General features: G+C 65.4%; 12 protein-coding genes and 1 tRNA gene. 8 read left to right on the forward strand and 5 right to left on the reverse strand.

Annotation, left to right across the window (positions count from 1 at the left end):
- Nucleotides 1-128: 128 nt before the first annotated feature.
- The 3 genes from AB0I14_RS02035 to AB0I14_RS02045 all read right to left on the reverse strand — a co-directional run bounded on the left by AB0I14_RS02035 (nt 129) and on the right by AB0I14_RS02045 (nt 3,262).
- Nucleotides 129-1,472, reverse strand: coding sequence for an ammonium transporter (locus tag AB0I14_RS02035; RefSeq protein ID WP_358015120.1), 1,344 nt, complete (start codon nt 1,470-1,472; stop codon nt 129-131).
- Between the two features lie 229 nt (nt 1,473-1,701).
- Nucleotides 1,702-2,271, reverse strand: a complete 570-nt coding sequence (gene dcd / locus AB0I14_RS02040; RefSeq protein WP_358015123.1) for a dCTP deaminase — start codon at nt 2,269-2,271, stop codon at nt 1,702-1,704.
- A gap of 16 nt (nt 2,272-2,287) precedes the next feature.
- Entirely contained in the window at nt 2,288-3,262 is a 975-nt protein-coding gene (locus AB0I14_RS02045; protein ID WP_358015126.1) for a hypothetical protein, read from the reverse strand.
- Nucleotides 3,263-3,623: 361 nt separating this feature from the next.
- Here AB0I14_RS02045 and AB0I14_RS02050 point away from each other — a divergent pair.
- Both AB0I14_RS02050 and AB0I14_RS02055 read left to right on the forward strand, forming a co-directional pair.
- Nucleotides 3,624-3,697, forward strand: a tRNA-Gly gene (locus AB0I14_RS02050).
- A 186-nt stretch (nt 3,698-3,883) separates the two neighbouring features.
- A complete protein-coding gene (locus AB0I14_RS02055) occupies nt 3,884-4,132 on the forward strand; it encodes a hypothetical protein (protein ID WP_358015129.1) in 249 nt (82 codons plus the stop codon).
- Nucleotides 4,133-4,231: 99 nt separating this feature from the next.
- On the opposite strand, the gene AB0I14_RS02060 is transcribed toward AB0I14_RS02055, so the two are convergent.
- Nucleotides 4,232-5,218, reverse strand: coding sequence for a squalene cyclase (locus AB0I14_RS02060; RefSeq protein ID WP_358016703.1), 987 nt, complete (start codon nt 5,216-5,218; stop codon nt 4,232-4,234).
- Between the two features lie 233 nt (nt 5,219-5,451).
- Between AB0I14_RS02060 and AB0I14_RS02065 the strand changes: the two genes are divergently transcribed.
- Nucleotides 5,452-6,582, forward strand: coding sequence for a TIGR03857 family LLM class F420-dependent oxidoreductase (locus AB0I14_RS02065; protein ID WP_358015132.1), 1,131 nt, complete (start codon nt 5,452-5,454; stop codon nt 6,580-6,582).
- Between the two features lie 92 nt (nt 6,583-6,674).
- The gene (locus tag AB0I14_RS02070) at nt 6,675-7,274 is read left to right on the forward strand and encodes a TetR/AcrR family transcriptional regulator (protein ID WP_358016706.1); all 600 of its coding nucleotides are present in this window, start codon (nt 6,675-6,677) and stop codon (nt 7,272-7,274) included.
- Between the two features lie 52 nt (nt 7,275-7,326).
- Here AB0I14_RS02070 and AB0I14_RS02075 read toward each other — a convergent pair whose 3' ends face one another.
- Nucleotides 7,327-8,004, reverse strand: a complete 678-nt coding sequence (locus AB0I14_RS02075; RefSeq protein ID WP_358015135.1) for a rhomboid-like protein — start codon at nt 8,002-8,004, stop codon at nt 7,327-7,329.
- A 242-nt stretch (nt 8,005-8,246) separates the two neighbouring features.
- On the opposite strand from AB0I14_RS02075, the gene AB0I14_RS02080 reads away from it, so the two are divergent.
- The 4 genes from AB0I14_RS02080 to AB0I14_RS02095 all read left to right on the forward strand — a co-directional run bounded on the left by AB0I14_RS02080 (nt 8,247) and on the right by AB0I14_RS02095 (nt 16,843).
- Complete coding sequence (locus tag AB0I14_RS02080; protein ID WP_358015138.1) at nt 8,247-8,732, forward strand: MarR family transcriptional regulator; 486 nt, start codon at nt 8,247-8,249, stop codon at nt 8,730-8,732.
- A 142-nt stretch (nt 8,733-8,874) separates the two neighbouring features.
- A complete protein-coding gene (locus tag AB0I14_RS02085) occupies nt 8,875-11,394 on the forward strand; it encodes an arylsulfatase (protein ID WP_358015141.1) in 2,520 nt (839 codons plus the stop codon).
- 204 nt (nt 11,395-11,598) lie between these two features.
- Complete coding sequence (locus AB0I14_RS02090; RefSeq protein WP_358015144.1) at nt 11,599-12,210, forward strand: maleylpyruvate isomerase family mycothiol-dependent enzyme; 612 nt, start codon at nt 11,599-11,601, stop codon at nt 12,208-12,210.
- 64 nt (nt 12,211-12,274) lie between these two features.
- The gene (locus tag AB0I14_RS02095) at nt 12,275-16,843 is read left to right on the forward strand and encodes a LysM peptidoglycan-binding domain-containing protein (protein ID WP_358015147.1); all 4,569 of its coding nucleotides are present in this window, start codon (nt 12,275-12,277) and stop codon (nt 16,841-16,843) included.
- The last annotated feature ends 3 nt before the right edge of the window (nt 16,844-16,846 follow it).

Here is a 16,846-nt window from a genome sequence, read left to right on the forward strand (position 1 = left end):
GCTCGATCGTTACACCGGTGCGCATTAGCTGCAGCGCTGAGATTCTGGTCGGACCGCGACGGTGTGGTGCACGCCGGCGCCGGTTAGTTAGACCCTACTCGGCATTACGACAAAGAGCGCCGCCCGGTTCATCCCGCGCTGTCTTCTTCGGCCGGATCCGGGCGCTGTGTCAGGCCCCCGGGCTGGCCCAGCTGCCCCAGCGTCCCGCCGAACAATCCGGGCCGACGCAGAGGCAGGTGCCCGTGCACACCTTCGGCGTAGGCGGACTCGGCGTGCTGGGTGAAATCTACGCCGGTGGTCTCGTCCTCGGGGCTGAGCCGGAAGCCCATGAACCGGTCGATGGCCTTGGCGAGCAGGTAAGACATCGTGAAGGCATAGGCGGCCACGACGACGGCAGCCAGCAGCTGCTTGCCCAGCTGTGTCAGGCCGCCGCCGTAGAAGAGGCCCTGCGGGCCTTGGGTCATGACCTCGGTGGCCAGGAATCCGATCAGCAGCACGCCGACCACACCGCCGACGAAGTGCACGCCCACCACGTCGAGCGAGTCGTCATAGCCGAACCGGAACTTCAGGCCGATCGCAAAGGAACACACCACACCGGCGGCCAGGCCCACCACGACTGCGCCGAGGGTGTTGACGGTGCCGCAGGACGGCGTGATCGCCACCAGGCCGGCCACCACGCCGGAGGCTGCGCCGAAGGTGGTCGGCTTGCCGTCGCGGACCTGCTCGACCGTCAGCCAGCCGAGCATGCCGAGGCAGCCGGCCACCAGGGTGTTGAGGAAGATCGCGGCGGCGGTGCCGTTGGCGGCCAGTGCCGAGCCCGCGTTGAAGCCGAACCAGCCGAACCACAGCAGGCCGACGCCGAGCAGCACGAAGGGCAGGTTGTGCGGGCGCATCGCGTCCTGTTTGAAGCCGATGCGGGGGCCGAGCACCAGGGCCAGCGCCAGGGCCGAGGATCCGGAGACGATTTCGACGACGAGGCCGCCGGCGTAATCGAGGACGCCCAGGCCGGCCAGCCAGCCGCCCGGCCCCCAGACCCAGTGCGCGACGACGGCGTACACCGCGACGGCCCAGACCGGGACGAACAGCATCCAGGCGGCGAACTTCGCCCGGTCCGCGATGGCCCCGCTGACCAGGGCGGCAGTGATGATGGCGAAGGTCAGCTGGAACGTGGCGAACAGCAGTTCGGGTACCGAGCCGTGGGCGGTGCTGGGCGTGATGCCGAGCATGCCGAAGTGCTGCAGGCCGCCGATCAGACCGCCGCCGGCGTCATCAGAGAACGCCAAGGTGTAGCCCACCAGCAGCCAGGCCACCGTGACCAGCGGGATCGAGATGAAGCTCATCATGATCATGTTGAGCACGCCGGTGGTGCGGACCATGCCGCCGTAGAAGATGGCGAGGCCGGGGGTCATCAGCAGGACCAGCGCGGTGCTGGCCAGCAGCCAGGCAGTGGCGGCCGGATCGATCTCGTGCACGTCGGGCTCCTTCGGTTCCGACGAGAATCTCCGGCGCGCGTTTCCGGGGCGCGGCGAGCGTGTTTCAGCCGTGTTTCGTGTTGCGGTGTGGTTACTGAAAGTTCACCGGACGTGGGCTCTGGCGTCTCGCGCCCGATCGGCGCGGCCCCGCTCGGGTTTCGCACCCAGTGGCCACTTATCGCACGCAAAACGTTGAATCGCGTGCGATAAGTGGCCGCTCGGCCCGGTCCTAGGACTTGATGAAGTTCAAATGCGAGCGTGACGGCGTCGGGCCGCGCTGACCCTGGTATTTCGAGCCGACCTTGTCACTGCCATATGGATGCTCGGCCGGACTGGTCAGCCGCAGCAGGCAGAGCTGGCCAATCTTCATGCCCGGCCACAACGTGATGGGCAGGTTCGCGACGTTCGACAGCTCCAGGGTGATGTGCCCGGAGAACCCCGGGTCGATGAACCCCGCCGTCGAGTGCGTCAACAATCCGAGACGGCCCAGCGACGACTTTCCTTCCAGCCGCCCGGCCAGGTCATCGGGCAGCGTGCACACCTCGAGCGTGGAGCCGAGCACGAACTCCCCGGGGTGCAGCACGAACGGCTCGTCTTCGGCGGGTTCGACCAGGGAGGTCAGCTCGTCCTGCTGTTTGGCCGGGTCGATATGGGTGTAGCGGGTGTTGTTGAACACCCGGAACAGGCTGTCCAGGCGGACATCGACGCTCGACGGCTGCACCAGGGCATCGTCGAACGGCTCGATGGCCAGGCGTTTCGCGGCGATCTCGGCCCGGATGTCCCTATCGGAGAGCAGCACCCGACGAGCGTATCGGTTACCGACGGATCACCTTCGGCAACGGCGGCACGGCGCTGTCTGCGTCGGGCGCCGCCAAGGATTTCTGAGCCGCCCGTCCGGCCAGTGGCACCACCTTGCGCACGACGACGTGGACCGGCGGCTCCGACGGTGCGGCATGTTGGGCAGAGGTCGACGCCTGCGGCGGGGCGCTGTCGCGGCCGCCTATTACGGTGACCGCCAGGAATACCGAGCCCGCCACGATCAGCAACGCCGTCGCCATGACCATCGCCAAGGTGCGCATCAGAGGATCACGCTTGCCTTCTGGCGCGCCACGAATGCCGGCACTGGCGAGCAGCGCACCGCGCGCCAGCAGCAGCGCGGCGTCATCGCCGAGAACCACAGGCCGCGGCATCACCGAATTCACCTCCTCGACAAGGCTTTCCGCGTCGGGGGCGGATCCCGCGATGGCGATCTCCGCAATCTGTTCGGGGAAGCTGTCGCAGACGCCGCGCAGGGCCAGCACGGCGGTGGCCCCGTCGGGTCCGTCGAGACGGCGGCTGCGTAGCCGGCGTGTGCCGTCCTCGCCCTCAGAGCCGATCACGGCCAGCATGGTCTCCTCCGGTTCGACCACGCACAGTGCGACCGAGTCGCAGTCTGCGATCTGGACCGTGTATTCGGCGGCCGCTTCGAGCGCGTCGGTGCTGGACGCCACCATGCCGTTGGTGATGCCCCGCTCCTCCAGCGCGTCCAGAACCTGTTTGGCCTCGTCGGCAACCGCGTCGGTCCAGGTCAGCGCGACGCGAGCCACGACGTATCCGTTGGCCGGGGCGTCGGAGCGGGCGTCGAGCACCGCGTTGACGACGTGCTCGCGGAAGCTGGGGTGTTCGACGTCGATGCGGGTGTCCGCGTCGAACGAATCGTGGTCGATCACCGCGCCGTCGCCGCGGGTCCCCTCCACCAGGAGGAGCCGGGCGTCGCGCGAGGTCATGGCAATACCGATAACGACATCCATGGTTGAAATCCCTCGATTGATTCGGCCCGTCAGGCGGGCCTGTTCGCTCCATTCAGCACCGGATGGAGCCCACGAGTACCGACGGTAGAGACCGCACCTGAGAGCTTCGACCCAAGCATTTACGCGACTCTCAGGGTGGGGCGTCAACCGCAATCATGTTCCGGTGTCATATGTTTCGCCACAGCATTGGGCACGCCGAATCCACACTGGGCAACCGTCAGCCGCCTGCGTCGACGACATTCGCCGACGGGTGGTGACCGGCTAATGTATCGGTCGGCGTCAATTTTCTTAGACTCGCCGGGCGATGTCCGCCCGCCTTACCCACAACCCGGGCCGGGTTGCTATCCTTCGTCAGCACCATGCCGATGTAGTTCAATGGCAGAACATCAGCTTCCCAAGCTGAATACGCGGGTTCGATTCCCGTCATCGGCTCCACACATACAGATCAGCGACGTATCGCGCTTTTCCGGCAAACTTGAATCGGCGAAATCCCGCATTTTTCCCCGTAAATTCTGTCAGCCAGCCTTATTGCCGGCCCATTCGGTGAACTAACCCGACAGATGGCCCAAACGGGTAGCATTGTCGCTTGTCGGGGCCCATCATCGGCCGGAGGTGTCGACCATGTTTGACGCGACCCGCTTACTCGTCTTTGCTGGCACAGCAACATTGATGCTGGGCTTCAGCACCCCCTTCGCCAATGCCGACCCGCCGGCACCCGGCTCAGCCTGCGGCCCCGACAAGGTGATCACGTCCGTCAACACCTGTGAGCCGCTCAACTCGCCGTGCACGGGGTATGACGGCATGGTGATTGGCCGGGTCGCCGCCGACGGCCGGTGCGTGATTCCGGGGCTCGACGGCACTCGGTGGTAGCTGGGGAGTTTGGCTGCCAGCATCGGAGCAACGGTTGGACAGATGCTTCCGATTTCCACAGCCAAATACGCGGGTTCGATTCCCGTCATCGGCTCCACCTCATACCGCCTGAGGAGCCTGGGAGTCCCACCAGGCGAGCACTCGTGTCCCGAACAGAGTCAGCCATTTCGATGGTTCTCCCGCCGGCGCGTCAACCTCGAACCACACCCGCCCGAGGTGCCGACCGGCCTGCAGCCATGTGCCGTCCGGTTGCCTGGCGGCACGGATGAGTTCGATCGCGTCGGCCATGCGCGGGTCTGGTTGCAGGCCGTCAATCAGTGCCGCCTGCCGGAAGTATTCGGCTGCGTTGAGCACGTTGTAGGACCACCGAAGCGGGTAGGCGAAGCGGTTCACCCACGGTGCCACGGGGTCACCCGTGGACAGTCGGCGGAAAAGCCCGCGCTGCAGGAGGTACTCCTGTCCGGAACGCCGGGCGGCGCGGGTCGCGTCGGTGCCTCCGGTCGCAACGTCGTAGGCAAGCAGTCCCTTGAGGGTGTTGAGTGTCGAGTGGAATGACGATCGCGTCGAGCCCTCGACCCATTCGCAGTTCCAGCCACCGTCGGGCAGTCGATGCTCGAGGAACCAGTCAACGATGCCGGCGACATCGGCTCCGAGCCACACACCATTCGCGACGGTCCAGGCGTTGATGCAGCAGTCCACTTCGCCACCCCAGTACGGCAGGTTCTCATACTCCCAGCGGCTGTTCTTGGCGAGAAGCTCTGCAGTGCGGCGCTTTTGCAGGACAGTGGGGTCGAGGCCCCACTCCCGCAGCGAGCTGAGCGTCCAAGTTGTCGCCGTCCACGGTTGCCCGGCACCTTCTGCGGCTTCAGGACCGTCAAAGTCGAAGTCGGCGGGGAAGAAGGCGCCGCCGGCCCACTGCCCGTCTGGGTCCTGGAGCGCAAGAAGTCGGGCGCCGAATCCCTCGTCCGCGACCCTTGCCCGTGTTGCCTCCCAGACCTCGGTCGGTTCGCGCACAAGATCGCGCTCAACTTGCCAACGCAGTGCGGGATCAGAATCGAGGAGCCACGCGATCAGAGATCCGGCCATCACGAAGCGACTCTAGCGACGTAGACCGACGTGAAACCTGGCCGCCGGTGAACCACCCAGGCAGTTCACACCATGAACTGGTCGTGCCGCCGGTAGAACTCAGCCATCTCTCCTCCGGCGGTCCGTTTCGTCGAGCATCGCGGACCCGCCCGCCCATTCATTGAGAACCCTCATTGACAATTGCCGTCACCGTGGCCGACAGTGCTAGGCATCCACGGCATGAAAGGCCATCAATGAGCACTGCTCCGCAGGTCACCGACGCATCGAGCGCAGGCCACCCCGACGGCCAGCTCAACGAGCTCGGCTATTACGCCGTCACCCGGCACCCCGCGGATGTGCGAGTGGTGCTGCCCGAGGCCCGCACGGCGGAGGCGCTCGGCTTGGGCTCGTGCCACATCGGTGAACGCTTCACCGTGAAGGACGCGGCGGTTCTGTCCGGCGCGGTGGCAGGTTGCAGCACGAGCCTGGGTATCGCGCCGTCGACCAACCACCACACGCGCCACCCGACCGTCACTGCGACGGTGGGATCGACGATGCACGCGCTCACCGAGGGCCGCTTCGCGATGGCGTTCGGCCGCGGAATGGCGGGGTACTGGCCGGCAATCGGCCTGCCGGTGGTGACCGAGGCCCGGCTCCGCGATTTCTTCGGCATCCTGCGCCGGCTCTGGGCCGGCGAGATCATCCTCGACCATGACGGCCCGGCCGGAAAGTGGCCGATGCTGCGCCACGTGAGCGGCCTGCCCGACGGCCCACCGATCGGCATGGTGGCGGTCGGCCCGAAGACCATGGAGCTCGCCGGCGAGATCTGCGATTTCGTTGTGCTACATACCTTCTTCTCCGACGAGGCGACGGAGAAGTCGGTTGCGGCGGTGCGCCGGGGCGCCGAACGCGCGGGCAAAAATCCCGACAGCGTCCGGATCTGGGCGTGCCTGGCGACGGTTCCCGACGCATTGTCGCCGGAAGACCAGATGCGTCGCGGGGTCGGCCGGCTGGCGACGTATCTGCAGGCCTACCCGGACGTGCTGGTCACGGCCAACGGCTGGGATCGCGCGGTGTGGGACCGGATCAGGCAGAGCGAACTGTTCACCGACGCGGCCACCGCCGGGCCGATCGACGCCAGCGCGTCATTCGAGACGCTGCAGCGGATCGCCGAGTTGATTCCCGCCGAATGGTTGGACTCGGTGGCGAAGGGATCGCCGCAGGACTGCGCGAAAACCATTGCCCGGCAGTATGACCTGGGCACCCACTCGGTCATCATGCACGGCGCGAGCCCCCACGAGCTCGAACCCGTCGTGCAGGCATACCGGACCGTGCGGCCGACGCTGCGCCGAGCGGTCGCGCCGAACCCTGGGCGGTTCGCCTGAGCCCCCGCGAATCCCCGCAGGCCGCCCGCGCCCTGGAGCAATGGCGCGCCGCGGTCCCATCGGCGGCCATCCAGTCAGCGGCGGGCACCCGGCTGAACAAGCGCGGCCTTGAGACTCGTGCGCGCCTGCTCGACGTCGCCATCCGCTGTCTGGCCGACAGCGGTGGCGAGCCGGTGTCGGCGAATCGCATCGCCAAAGATGCAGGCGTCACCTGGGGCACGGTGCAGCACCAGTTCGGCGACCTGGACGGCCTGTGGGTGGCGGTGATCACCGAGATCCATTCCCGCAGTTGGGCGTCCAACGCACAAACCCCGCCTCGAAGCGGCGCCTTGCGGGAGCGGGTGGCCGCGGCCATCGACTCCGTCTGGCTCTACCAGGACACCACCGAGGGTCGGGCGCTCACGGCATTGCGTACGTCGCTCCCGCCGCGCCGTTCCGATATCGCCGCCGAATACCCGCAGACCGCAGCAGCTTTCGCGGCTCGCGAACTCGATTGGATTCAAGGTTTCGACTATCTGATGGACGGGCTCGACCTCGACCCGGACAAGCTTCACCGAGTGCAGTGCCTGCTGCCCGCGGCTGTCCGGGGTCTCAGTAATGAGCGCCAGATCGGCTTTACCTCGGACCTCGAGATCGCCCGTGCGACGCTGGCCGATGCGGTGGTGGCGTTGTTGACCCAGCCGCGGTCGTGAACCTCCCCAACCCGCCGCGGTTTTCTGCGCCAGGGCTGTTGCGCGGCTGCAGTTATGACCCTGCGGCAGAAAGCGGCGCTGACGCCCGGCGATCCCGCTGCCGCGCGAGCGGATAACAGCACAGCCCGATCAACAGCGCCGCCACATGGCCGATCGCGGTGAAGTTGACGTTGGCGACCAGCGCGGCACCGAAGTAGAGGAACAGCGCGGCCAAATACACCCAGCGCCACGGCCGCACGATGCGGTAGGCCAGCACGGCGCCGACCCCGAGCAGAAAGTAGCTGACCCCGACGTCGCGGACGTGGACGAGTCGTTCGGGTGCGAGGTGATCGTGGATCGCCAGGTACAGCAGGCCTTCGCTGATGTAGGTGGCCAGCACGTGGGCGATCAAACCTACTGTCAGCCAACGAATCTGACCGAGCCAGCGCTCTGCCGGCGCGAGGATCAGGCTGAACAACACCAGGTATGGCGTCCAGTACCGGCCGTCGATCCAGAACAAGCTGGTAACCAAGACGTAGAGCGGGTCCGTCCCCAGATGATGGATGTTGGTCGATCTCTCGACCAGCAGGGTATGCAGCTCCCGCCCGTGCATTTGGTGCTGAATGATCGTGGTGACCAACAGCGCAGCCAGCCAGGCATAGGTCAGCGGAGCGCTGCGAACGTATCTCCACACCGCCGCCGGCCATGACCTCGGGTGCACAGCATTCAGTATGTGCGCGACAGCTGGCATCCCGACGAGATTGCGCCGACAAGGATGGGCGTCGCCCTGAGCCGGCACCCCGCCAGACGCCGGAAATCCAAGCAAGACGGCAATCGTGAGTCGATTTATGTTTTACGAATTGTCCTGGTGCACAATATTTTTGATCGACGCACGATCCGCGGCCCAGAATGGATTGAATGCATGGGCCAGAACCTCAGACGTCCACAGCAGACTCACAACCACCGCAACCCCTCGCGTGGGATACTCCCTGGATGGGCAGCGCGCCGCAGCACGAGGTGACCCGAACTCCGGTCGACGAACTGTCGGCATTCGAAGTCGCGACCCGAGATCTCGTGGGCGTGGCGCTGCGCAGCGTCGACCATCTGGAGATCTCACTACCGCAGTTCCGGCTGTTGCTCGTTCTGCAGGAGCGCGGGAAGTCAGCGTCGACGGAGTGCGCCCAGGCTCTCGGGGTGGTCGGGTCGACGGTGACCAGACTGGCCGACAGGTTGGATGCTTCCGGTCACCTGACGCGCGGCTCCGACCCGACCAACCGCAGCGTCGTCACCCTCGCGCTGACCGATCGTGGCCGCAAACTGGTCCGGCAGGTCAACACCCGGCGCCGGCGGGAACTCAGCAAGGTGCTGGACCGGCTCGACCCGGCCGAGCGGGCGGCCTGCGCGTCGGTGTTACGCAATTTCCATGGCCTACTCACCGACGATGACGGCGACGATCTGAACCGTCCGATACCGTTGTAGGAATATCACCCTTATTGGGTGATGCATGTAGTCGGTATCTCCCTGCGGGAAATGTCGTGGGACACAATGAATATCGACTGTTAGCCATTCGCGCCGTGATTTATCCGGACATTGCGCCGAATCGGGCATAGTGTCAGCCAACATGGAATCGAACAACGATGACATGGTCCAGACCGATGGCGACAAGCGCGGCAAACTGTCGAGGCGTTCGATGCTGGGAGGCATCGCCGCTACCGGGGTCGGAGTAGCCGCTGCCGGCGCGTTCGTCGCCGGGTGTGAAGACAACTCAGGAAAGCCGGGCGCCAGCGGTAAAGCGGGCCCTCCCGATTACGGGACCGGCATCAACGAGGGTTTCGACGGGAAGATCGAACTTGACGTTCGAGATTCAAAGCCGGATTGGAAGCCGTTCGAACTCAAGCACGCGCCCGAGGGGGCACCCAACGTCCTGGTAGTGCTGTTCGACGACACCGGTATGGCGTCCTGGTCGCCGTATGGCGGCCGGATCAACATGCCGACGCTGCAAAAGCTGGCCGACAACGGGCTCACGTATTCGCAGTGGCACACCACAGCGCTGTGCTCGCCCACCCGGTCCTGCATGCTGACGGGCCGCAATCACCACGTGAATCGCTTCGCCAGCATCACCGAGGGTTCCGACGGCTTCCCGGGCGCGGCGGCCCGCCTGCCCGCGCAGTGCGCGACGGTGGGGCAGGTGCTGCAGGACAACGGCTACAGCACGTTCTGGGTCGGCAAGAACCACAACGTCCCCGAAGAGGATGTCTCCAGCGGCGGCAGCAAATCGGAGTGGCCGGTGCAGAAGGGATTCGACCGCTTCTACGGCTTCATCGGCGGTGAAACCAACAACTGGTACCCGGATTTGAGCGAGGATAACCGGTTCATCGACCAGCCATACCCCCCGGAACAGGGCTATCACCTGTCGAAAGACCTTGCCGATCAAGCGGTCCGGATGCTGCGCGACCAGCGTTCCAGCAACCCCTCCAAGCCGTGGTACATGTGGTTCTGCCCCGGTGCGAACCATGCTCCCCACCACAGCCCCGAGGAGTACTCGGCAAAGTACAAGGGCAAGTTCGACGACGGCTACGAGGCCTACCGCGAGTGGGTGCTCAACCGGATGGTCGACAAGGGCATCATGCCCAAGGGCACCGAGCTGACCCCGATCAATCCGCTGCCCGCGGACGTTGCTTCGGAGGCCGACGCGGTGCGGCCGTGGGAGTCGCTGAACCCTGACGAGAAGAAGTTGTTCAGCCGGATGGCCGAGGTGTTCGCCGGATTCTCGGAGTACACCGACGCCCAGGTCGGACGGGTCGTCGACTACCTGGAACAGACCGGGCAGCTGGACAACACGGTCATCTTCTACTGCGCCGACAACGGCGCGTCCGGTGAGGGTTCGCCGAACGGCTCGGTCAACGAGAACAAGTTCTTCAACGGCTATCCCGATGACCTGGCCGAGAACATGAAGATGCTCGACAAGCTCGGCACTCCCGATACCTACAACCACTATCCGACGGGCTGGGCGGTGGCGTTCTCCACGCCGTTCCAGATGTTCAAGCGCTACTCGCAGTTCTCCGGCGGCACCTGCGATCCGATGGTCATCCACTGGCCCAAGGGCATCAAGGCGAAGGGGCAAGTGCGCCATCAGTACCACCACGCCACCGACGTCGTCCCGACCATCCTCGACGTCGCAGGAATCAAGATGCCGGAGGAGTATCGCGGCATCAAGCAGTACCCGGTCAACGGGGTGTCGATGCGGTACAGCTTCGACGGTGCCGATGCCCCCACCACGAAGAAGCGTCAGTACTACGCGATGCTGGGCACCCGCGGTATCTGGCAGGACGGCTGGAAGGCGTCGGCACTGCACGCGCCCATCAGCGGAAAGGGCCATTTCGATCAGGACAAGTGGGAGCTCTTCCACGTCGACGAGGATCGCTCCGAGTCCAAGAACGTCGCTGATCAGAACCCGGAGAAGCTCAAGGAGTTGATCGAGGCGTGGAACGAGGAGGCCAAGAACAACTACGTCCTGCCTCTCGACGACCGCGTCCCGGTCGAATTGCTCACCATTCAGCGCCCGCAGTTCGAGCCGCCCCGCAATCGCTACATCTACTACCCGGACACGGCTCCGGTGCCCGAGGGTGTGGCCGCCAACATCCGCGGCCGGTCCTACAAGGTCATCGCCGATGTGGACATGACCAAGGATGCCCAGGGCGTGTTGTTCGCCCATGGCTCACGCTTCGGCGGGCATTCGCTGTTCATCAAGGACAACAAGCTGCACTACGTCTACAACTTCCTGGGCATCAAGCCTGAGCAGGTGTTCGTCTCGGGCCCGTTACCGGAGGGCAAGCATGCGCTGGGCATGGAGTTCGTCTGGGAGAAGAAGGGTGAGCACGGCGAATCCCTGGGAACCACAACCCTTTACGTAGACGGCAAGGAGGCGGCGAAGGGGCCGATGCGGGCCCAGACCGGCAAGTTCACGCTCGCCGGTGACGGGCTGTGCGTCGGGTTCGACAGCGGCGACAACGTGTCGGAGCTGTATCAGAATCCCGGACGGTTCACCGGCGGCACCATCAAGGGTGTCGCGGTCGATGTCAGCGAGGAGAAGTACCTCGACCTCGACCGGGAGGCGCGGGCCGCGTTCTCGACCGACTGATCAGGCACGACGACTCTCTGGCCCAGCCGCGTGCTGGGCCAGAGTGCTGTCTACGGACCCTGTGGCGAGCGTGCGGCGGGTTGAGGCGAGATCGCGAATCTGCCGCAAAAGCCTGCACGTTCGCCACTAGGGGCGACAGCCGGGTGCTGGAGCAGAGCCAACGCGACTATTTTGATCAGGGAACCCCTGACGATAGGAGCAGCCGTGGACTCCGACACCATCTGGCGCAATGTCGATGAACAGCGCGGACAACTCGCTGACCCCCTCGACACCCTCGAACCGCAACAGTGGGCCACACCGTCACTGTGCGCGGGCTGGACTGTGCGTGAGGTCGCCATCCACATCACACAGTCCCACGCGAGCATCGGCGAGATGTTGCCCGCGGCGCTCAAGTCCGGCTTCCGGTTCGACGCCATGGTCCGCCGGGCGGCGCAGGAGGACCCGTCCGACCCGGCGGCCGTCACGGCGCGGCTGCGCGGGATGGCGGGTTCGCGTAAGCGGCCGCCCATGACCAAGGAGGTCGACCCACTGCTGGATATCCTGATCCACACCCAGGACATCTGCATCCCGCTCGGCATCGACAGGCCGATGCCCACAGACGCCGCCGTCGCCGTTGCGGACCGCCTGTGGCACATGAAGTTTCCGTTCGCACCGCAACGCGACCTGCCGGGCTACCGGTTCGTGGCCACCGATGCCGACTATGCCGTCGGACCGGAGTGGGGCGGGCGACGCGAGGCACCGATCCGTGACCTCGTGCTGATGTTCTCGCGACGACGCGACGTGCCCGACGCCGAACCCGAGCCCGACACCGAGTAGCCGGCCAAGAATCGAGTAGTCCGCTACTCACGCGCATGGCCCACCGAGATGTGACTCTCGGTGCATGGCGACATCAGGCGGCTGGGATCGGTATCAGGTGGCTGCGTCGGGGACCGCCTCACCGGACAGCGATATCACCGCAGTCTCTCGGTTCCGCGACAACATGGAGGTCTGGTGGACCGGGCCGGATAACGTTGTGCACGGCGGCTTCTGGTACGACGACGGCCAGGGCTGGAAGGGCCCGTACGCGGTGCCCGGTCCGGTGGGTTCGACGCCGGCCGGCGGTCTGACAGCGGTTTCGCGGATCAACACCAGCATGGAGGCGTGGTGGATCGGCGCGGAAACCTCGGTGCGCGGCGCCCTCTGGTACGACGACGGCAAGGGCTGGCGCGCGTATCACGACCCGGTGGCGTTCCCGACAGCCGCGGCCCCCACGAGTGGCATGGCCTCGCTGTCGCGCATCGACACCAGCATGGAGATCTGGTGGGTCGGGCTCAACGGGTCGGTGCAGGGCGCGTTCTGGTACAAGGGTCAGCACCACGACGCGTGGCAGCGGTACGAGCTCGCACCCCTTGGACGGGCCGCCCCTACCAGTGGCATCGCGGCCGTGTCCCGCATCGACACGGCGATGGAGATCTGGTGGGTGGGCACGCAGGGCTCGGTGGAGGGCGGCTACTACTACGCCACTGATACCAAGCCCTGGCAGACCTACACCGTCGCACCGAACGGCAGTGCCTCGCAGACGCACAGCATCGCGGCGGTGGCCCGCCGGCCCAAGAGCATGGACGTCGTCTGGATCACCCCGAATGGCGGTGTAGAGGGCGCCTTCTGGAATGAGGGCGACGACTGGGCGCTCTATCCCGACGCGGTAGCGCCCGCCGGCAGCGCCTCGAAATCCGGCGGCCTGGCCGCCGTCACCCGTTCCGACTCCAGCATCGACGTGTGGTGGATCGGGACTGACGGCTCCGTGCTGGGGGCGACCTGGAACGAGGGTGTGGGCTGGCGCCGCTACGACGACCCGGTGTCGGGGCCGGGAACGGCTTCGAAAACCGGTGGCCTTGCGGCGATGTCACGAACCGAGACCACCACCGAGCTGTGGTGGATCGCCGACGACGGTTCCGTGCAGCTCGCCGTCCGGGATGAAGCCAGCGGCCCGTTCTCGTTCCGCATCCTGCGCCCGGACGATCTGGTGCACCTGGAGATCGACGTCGTCGGGTGCCGGCTGAGTTCCGGCTCGGGGGTTGTTCCGACGCCGACGCCGGTGGCCGACACCTATGTGGTGCAGGCCGGAGACACATTGTGGGACATCGCGAAACACTTCTACCACGATCCGTTCAAGTACCACTTGATCGCCAACGCGAACCACCTCGCCAACCCGAACGTGATTACCGTCGGCCAACGGCTGACCATCCCCCGGCTGACTCCGCCGCCAGCACCCCGGTCGCAGATCGTCGCGGTCGACGACGACGCATGCATGATCGTGCATTTCGGGGTGCAGCACATCTTCGAGCAGAGCTATCCAGAGCCGCCGGGCAACGCATCGGGCATCGCGGGAGCCCGGGCGGCCAACCCGTCGCGAGTGGTGTTCGAACTACCTCCGACCACTCGCATCGACTTCACGGCGGCGGGCGTGCTGGCCGCGCTCACCACACTCGGTCTCCGGGTCGCGCCTCTTGCGATACCGCGCGTGACTGCCGAGGATCCGCGACCCGCCTCCGCCAAGGGAGCTCCGGAGGTTCCCAAACCGGACCAGACGGCGATCGAAGCACCGTATCGACTTGTGGTGTCGCCGAACCAGAAGTATGGCGGCTTCACACATTCGGCGGAAGCGCACACCGCCAAGAATGACGCGTCGCGAGTCGAGCTCTGGCATACCCGCCTGGGCGTGAGGGTAACGAAGGACAGCGCGTTCGTACGGATCGACGAGAACGATGCCGATCATCGGACCGTCCGGCCGGTGTGGGCCCGCGACAGGGGACTGCAGGAGCCCGCGCCGCCTGATACGGGCTTCACCGGACCGCTGTCGGCCGAAGACCGAACGGCTTTCGTCAGGCAGAGCGCCGACCCGAAAATTACCGAGCCCGAGCCGCTGACCGTGGACCGCCTGTATCTCAGTGCACTCGGTGCCTGGATCGATTGGCGCGCGAACTGGAAGGCCGAGCTCTACCCCACGCCCCGGCGCAGCGCCTACCGTCATCAGGCCAGGCTCGGTCGCGACCAGTACGTGCGTGTCGAGACACCCGTCTATCTCTTCCCGTTCGGCCACCTCGGCACGCTGGTGAAGATCACCGAGCGAAAGATCAAGTTGGAGAACGATCCCGCCGCGTATCTGTATACCCGCAACTTCATCGTGCTCCGAGAACACACCCGCCGCTATGGCGCCGAGCTGGGCCCGACCGACCTCCCGTTCGTGTCGGTGACGATCGATCCGGTCGTCTCACCCGATCTGGACGTGTTGCCCGACCAGCCGGGCGACGTACCCTTTGTGCCGAAAGTCGGCGGAAAACCATTCGGCTGGAAGATCACCGGAGCTGACCATGCCGGTCGTCTGGTCACGATGATGACGGCACTGGTCGCGGTTCCCACCGGTGGCGACGCCTGGAAGACGGCGCTCGCCGAGTGGCAGAACAACGTCGTCAATGCGATGCAGCAGCCCGAGTTGGTCCACCCGATCGATGCGGGCGGCGCGGAAATCGCGTTTGCTCCGGAGTCCGACCGGGGTGACACCACCTCGCGGGTGCAATACATCGAGTTCACGGGCGTCGCGGGGCAGGAAACAAGCACACCGTCAATGCTCAAGGCCCACATCGACATTCCGGCGCTCACTGCCCTCAATGGTGGCCGTAAACCGATAGGCGTGACGTATCGCAAGGAGTACATCGACAAGGGTTTCCCGGCCAACAAGTCCGAGATCTTCCTGACACTGGATCAGGCCGATACGACCAAGCTCGACTTCTCCGGAGGCAGCGACAAGGGCGGCGGGTTCATCGAGCCCAGTACCGCGATCACGGCGCTGTCACGCAAGCACGGTGCGGTCGGCGACGCCGGCGGCGGCGCCGCGGGCGGCATCGACGACGGGACATTCGATCCGACGAGGTTCCTCGGTAGCGCCTTACCGAAACTCTTTGGACTACTCAATCTTTCGGATATCCTGCAGCTCAACACTCCGCTGACGCAGGCACCCAAGCTCATTACCCAGCAGCTGAGCTTCGTGTCGACGGTTACTGCGGAGTATGCGAATCTGAAGCTCGCACTGCAGAAGTCCGTCGAGGTACTCCAGTCCGACGTCAGTGTCACCCAGCCCGATCCACCGGCCGCCCTCAAACAACGGTCTCAGGCCCTGCTCGACCAGGCCAACAGCGCACTTCAGGCATTGAACGCGCAATCGCTGAATCCGCTACTGCAGGCCCTGGCGCAGGCGAACACCAACCAGGCTGTCACGGAGGCCGACAACATCCTCCGCGCGTTAAAGGGTGCGCAGGGCCTGGTGGCCACCCCGGATCTAGCAGCCTTCCTCCGGTCGACGGTCCAACGTTCTGCGCAGTCGCTGGAATCAGTGCTCACCACCGCGAAGAACGCCACGAACCTGCTGGCCGCACTCCGTGCACCGAGCGCGGGCAACGTCGTCCGCTACGACTGGTTCCCGACAATCAAAGGCTGGCCGGACACGGGAGAGGCCAACCACATCTTCCACCCCAACTCCCCTGATGGCCTGGCGATCTCAGTCGAAGTCCGCACTCCCAAAGACGGTAAGCCGCAATCGGATATCAGCGCACAGCTTCGCGACTTCGAACTGAGGCTGCTACCTGCCAAAGATCCCCTGGTCACAATGAGGTTCGGCCGGCTGGGATTCCGGATATCCACCGGCGGCAAGCCGGAGGTCGACGTCCTGTTCAGCAACATGACGTTCGGTGGTGTGCTGTCCTTCATCGAGAAGCTGCGTCAGGTCATTCCATTCGACGGGTTCTCCGATCCGCCCTATGTCGATGTCACCCCCGAAGCCGCCCGGGCTGGATTCGACCTGGCGCTGCCGAGCCTGGCGATCGGTGTGTTCAGCCTGGAGAACATCCGTCTCGGCGCCGATTGCCGGGTGCCGTTCCTCGGCGAGGCCGTCACCGTCGGCTTCTTCTTCTGCACCAAAGAGGCACCGTTCCGGCTGACCGTGCTGGCGATCGGTGGCGGAGGCTGGGTCGGACTCCGGCTGGCACCAAAGGGTTTGGTGCTACTCGAGATGGGATTGGAAGCCGGTGCCTCGCTGAGCGTCGACCTCGGGGTCGCCTCGGGATCGGTGTCGGTGATGGTGGGTGTCTACCTGCGCCTGGAAGACGACCAGGGGAAGCTGACCGCGTACTTCCGGATTCGCGGCGAGGTCGAGGTGTTAGGCATCGCCTCGGCGTCCATCACGCTCGAACTGTCGATGACCTACGACACCAACACCGGCAAGTTGACCGGGCGGGCCAGCTTGGTCGTCGAGATCGAGGTCGCGTTCTTCTCCGCGTCCGTCTCGATCACCTGTGAACGCAAGATCGCCACCCGCGACGGTGACCCGTCCCTCAAAGACATCATGCCGCCCGACGAGGGCGGGCAGGACATGTGGAAGAACTACTACACCTCATTCGCGATCGGAGCGTAGACC

The organism is Mycobacterium sp. NPDC050441, from assembly GCF_040655355.1.
In the GTDB taxonomy this organism is placed as follows: domain Bacteria; phylum Actinomycetota; class Actinomycetes; order Mycobacteriales; family Mycobacteriaceae; genus Mycobacterium.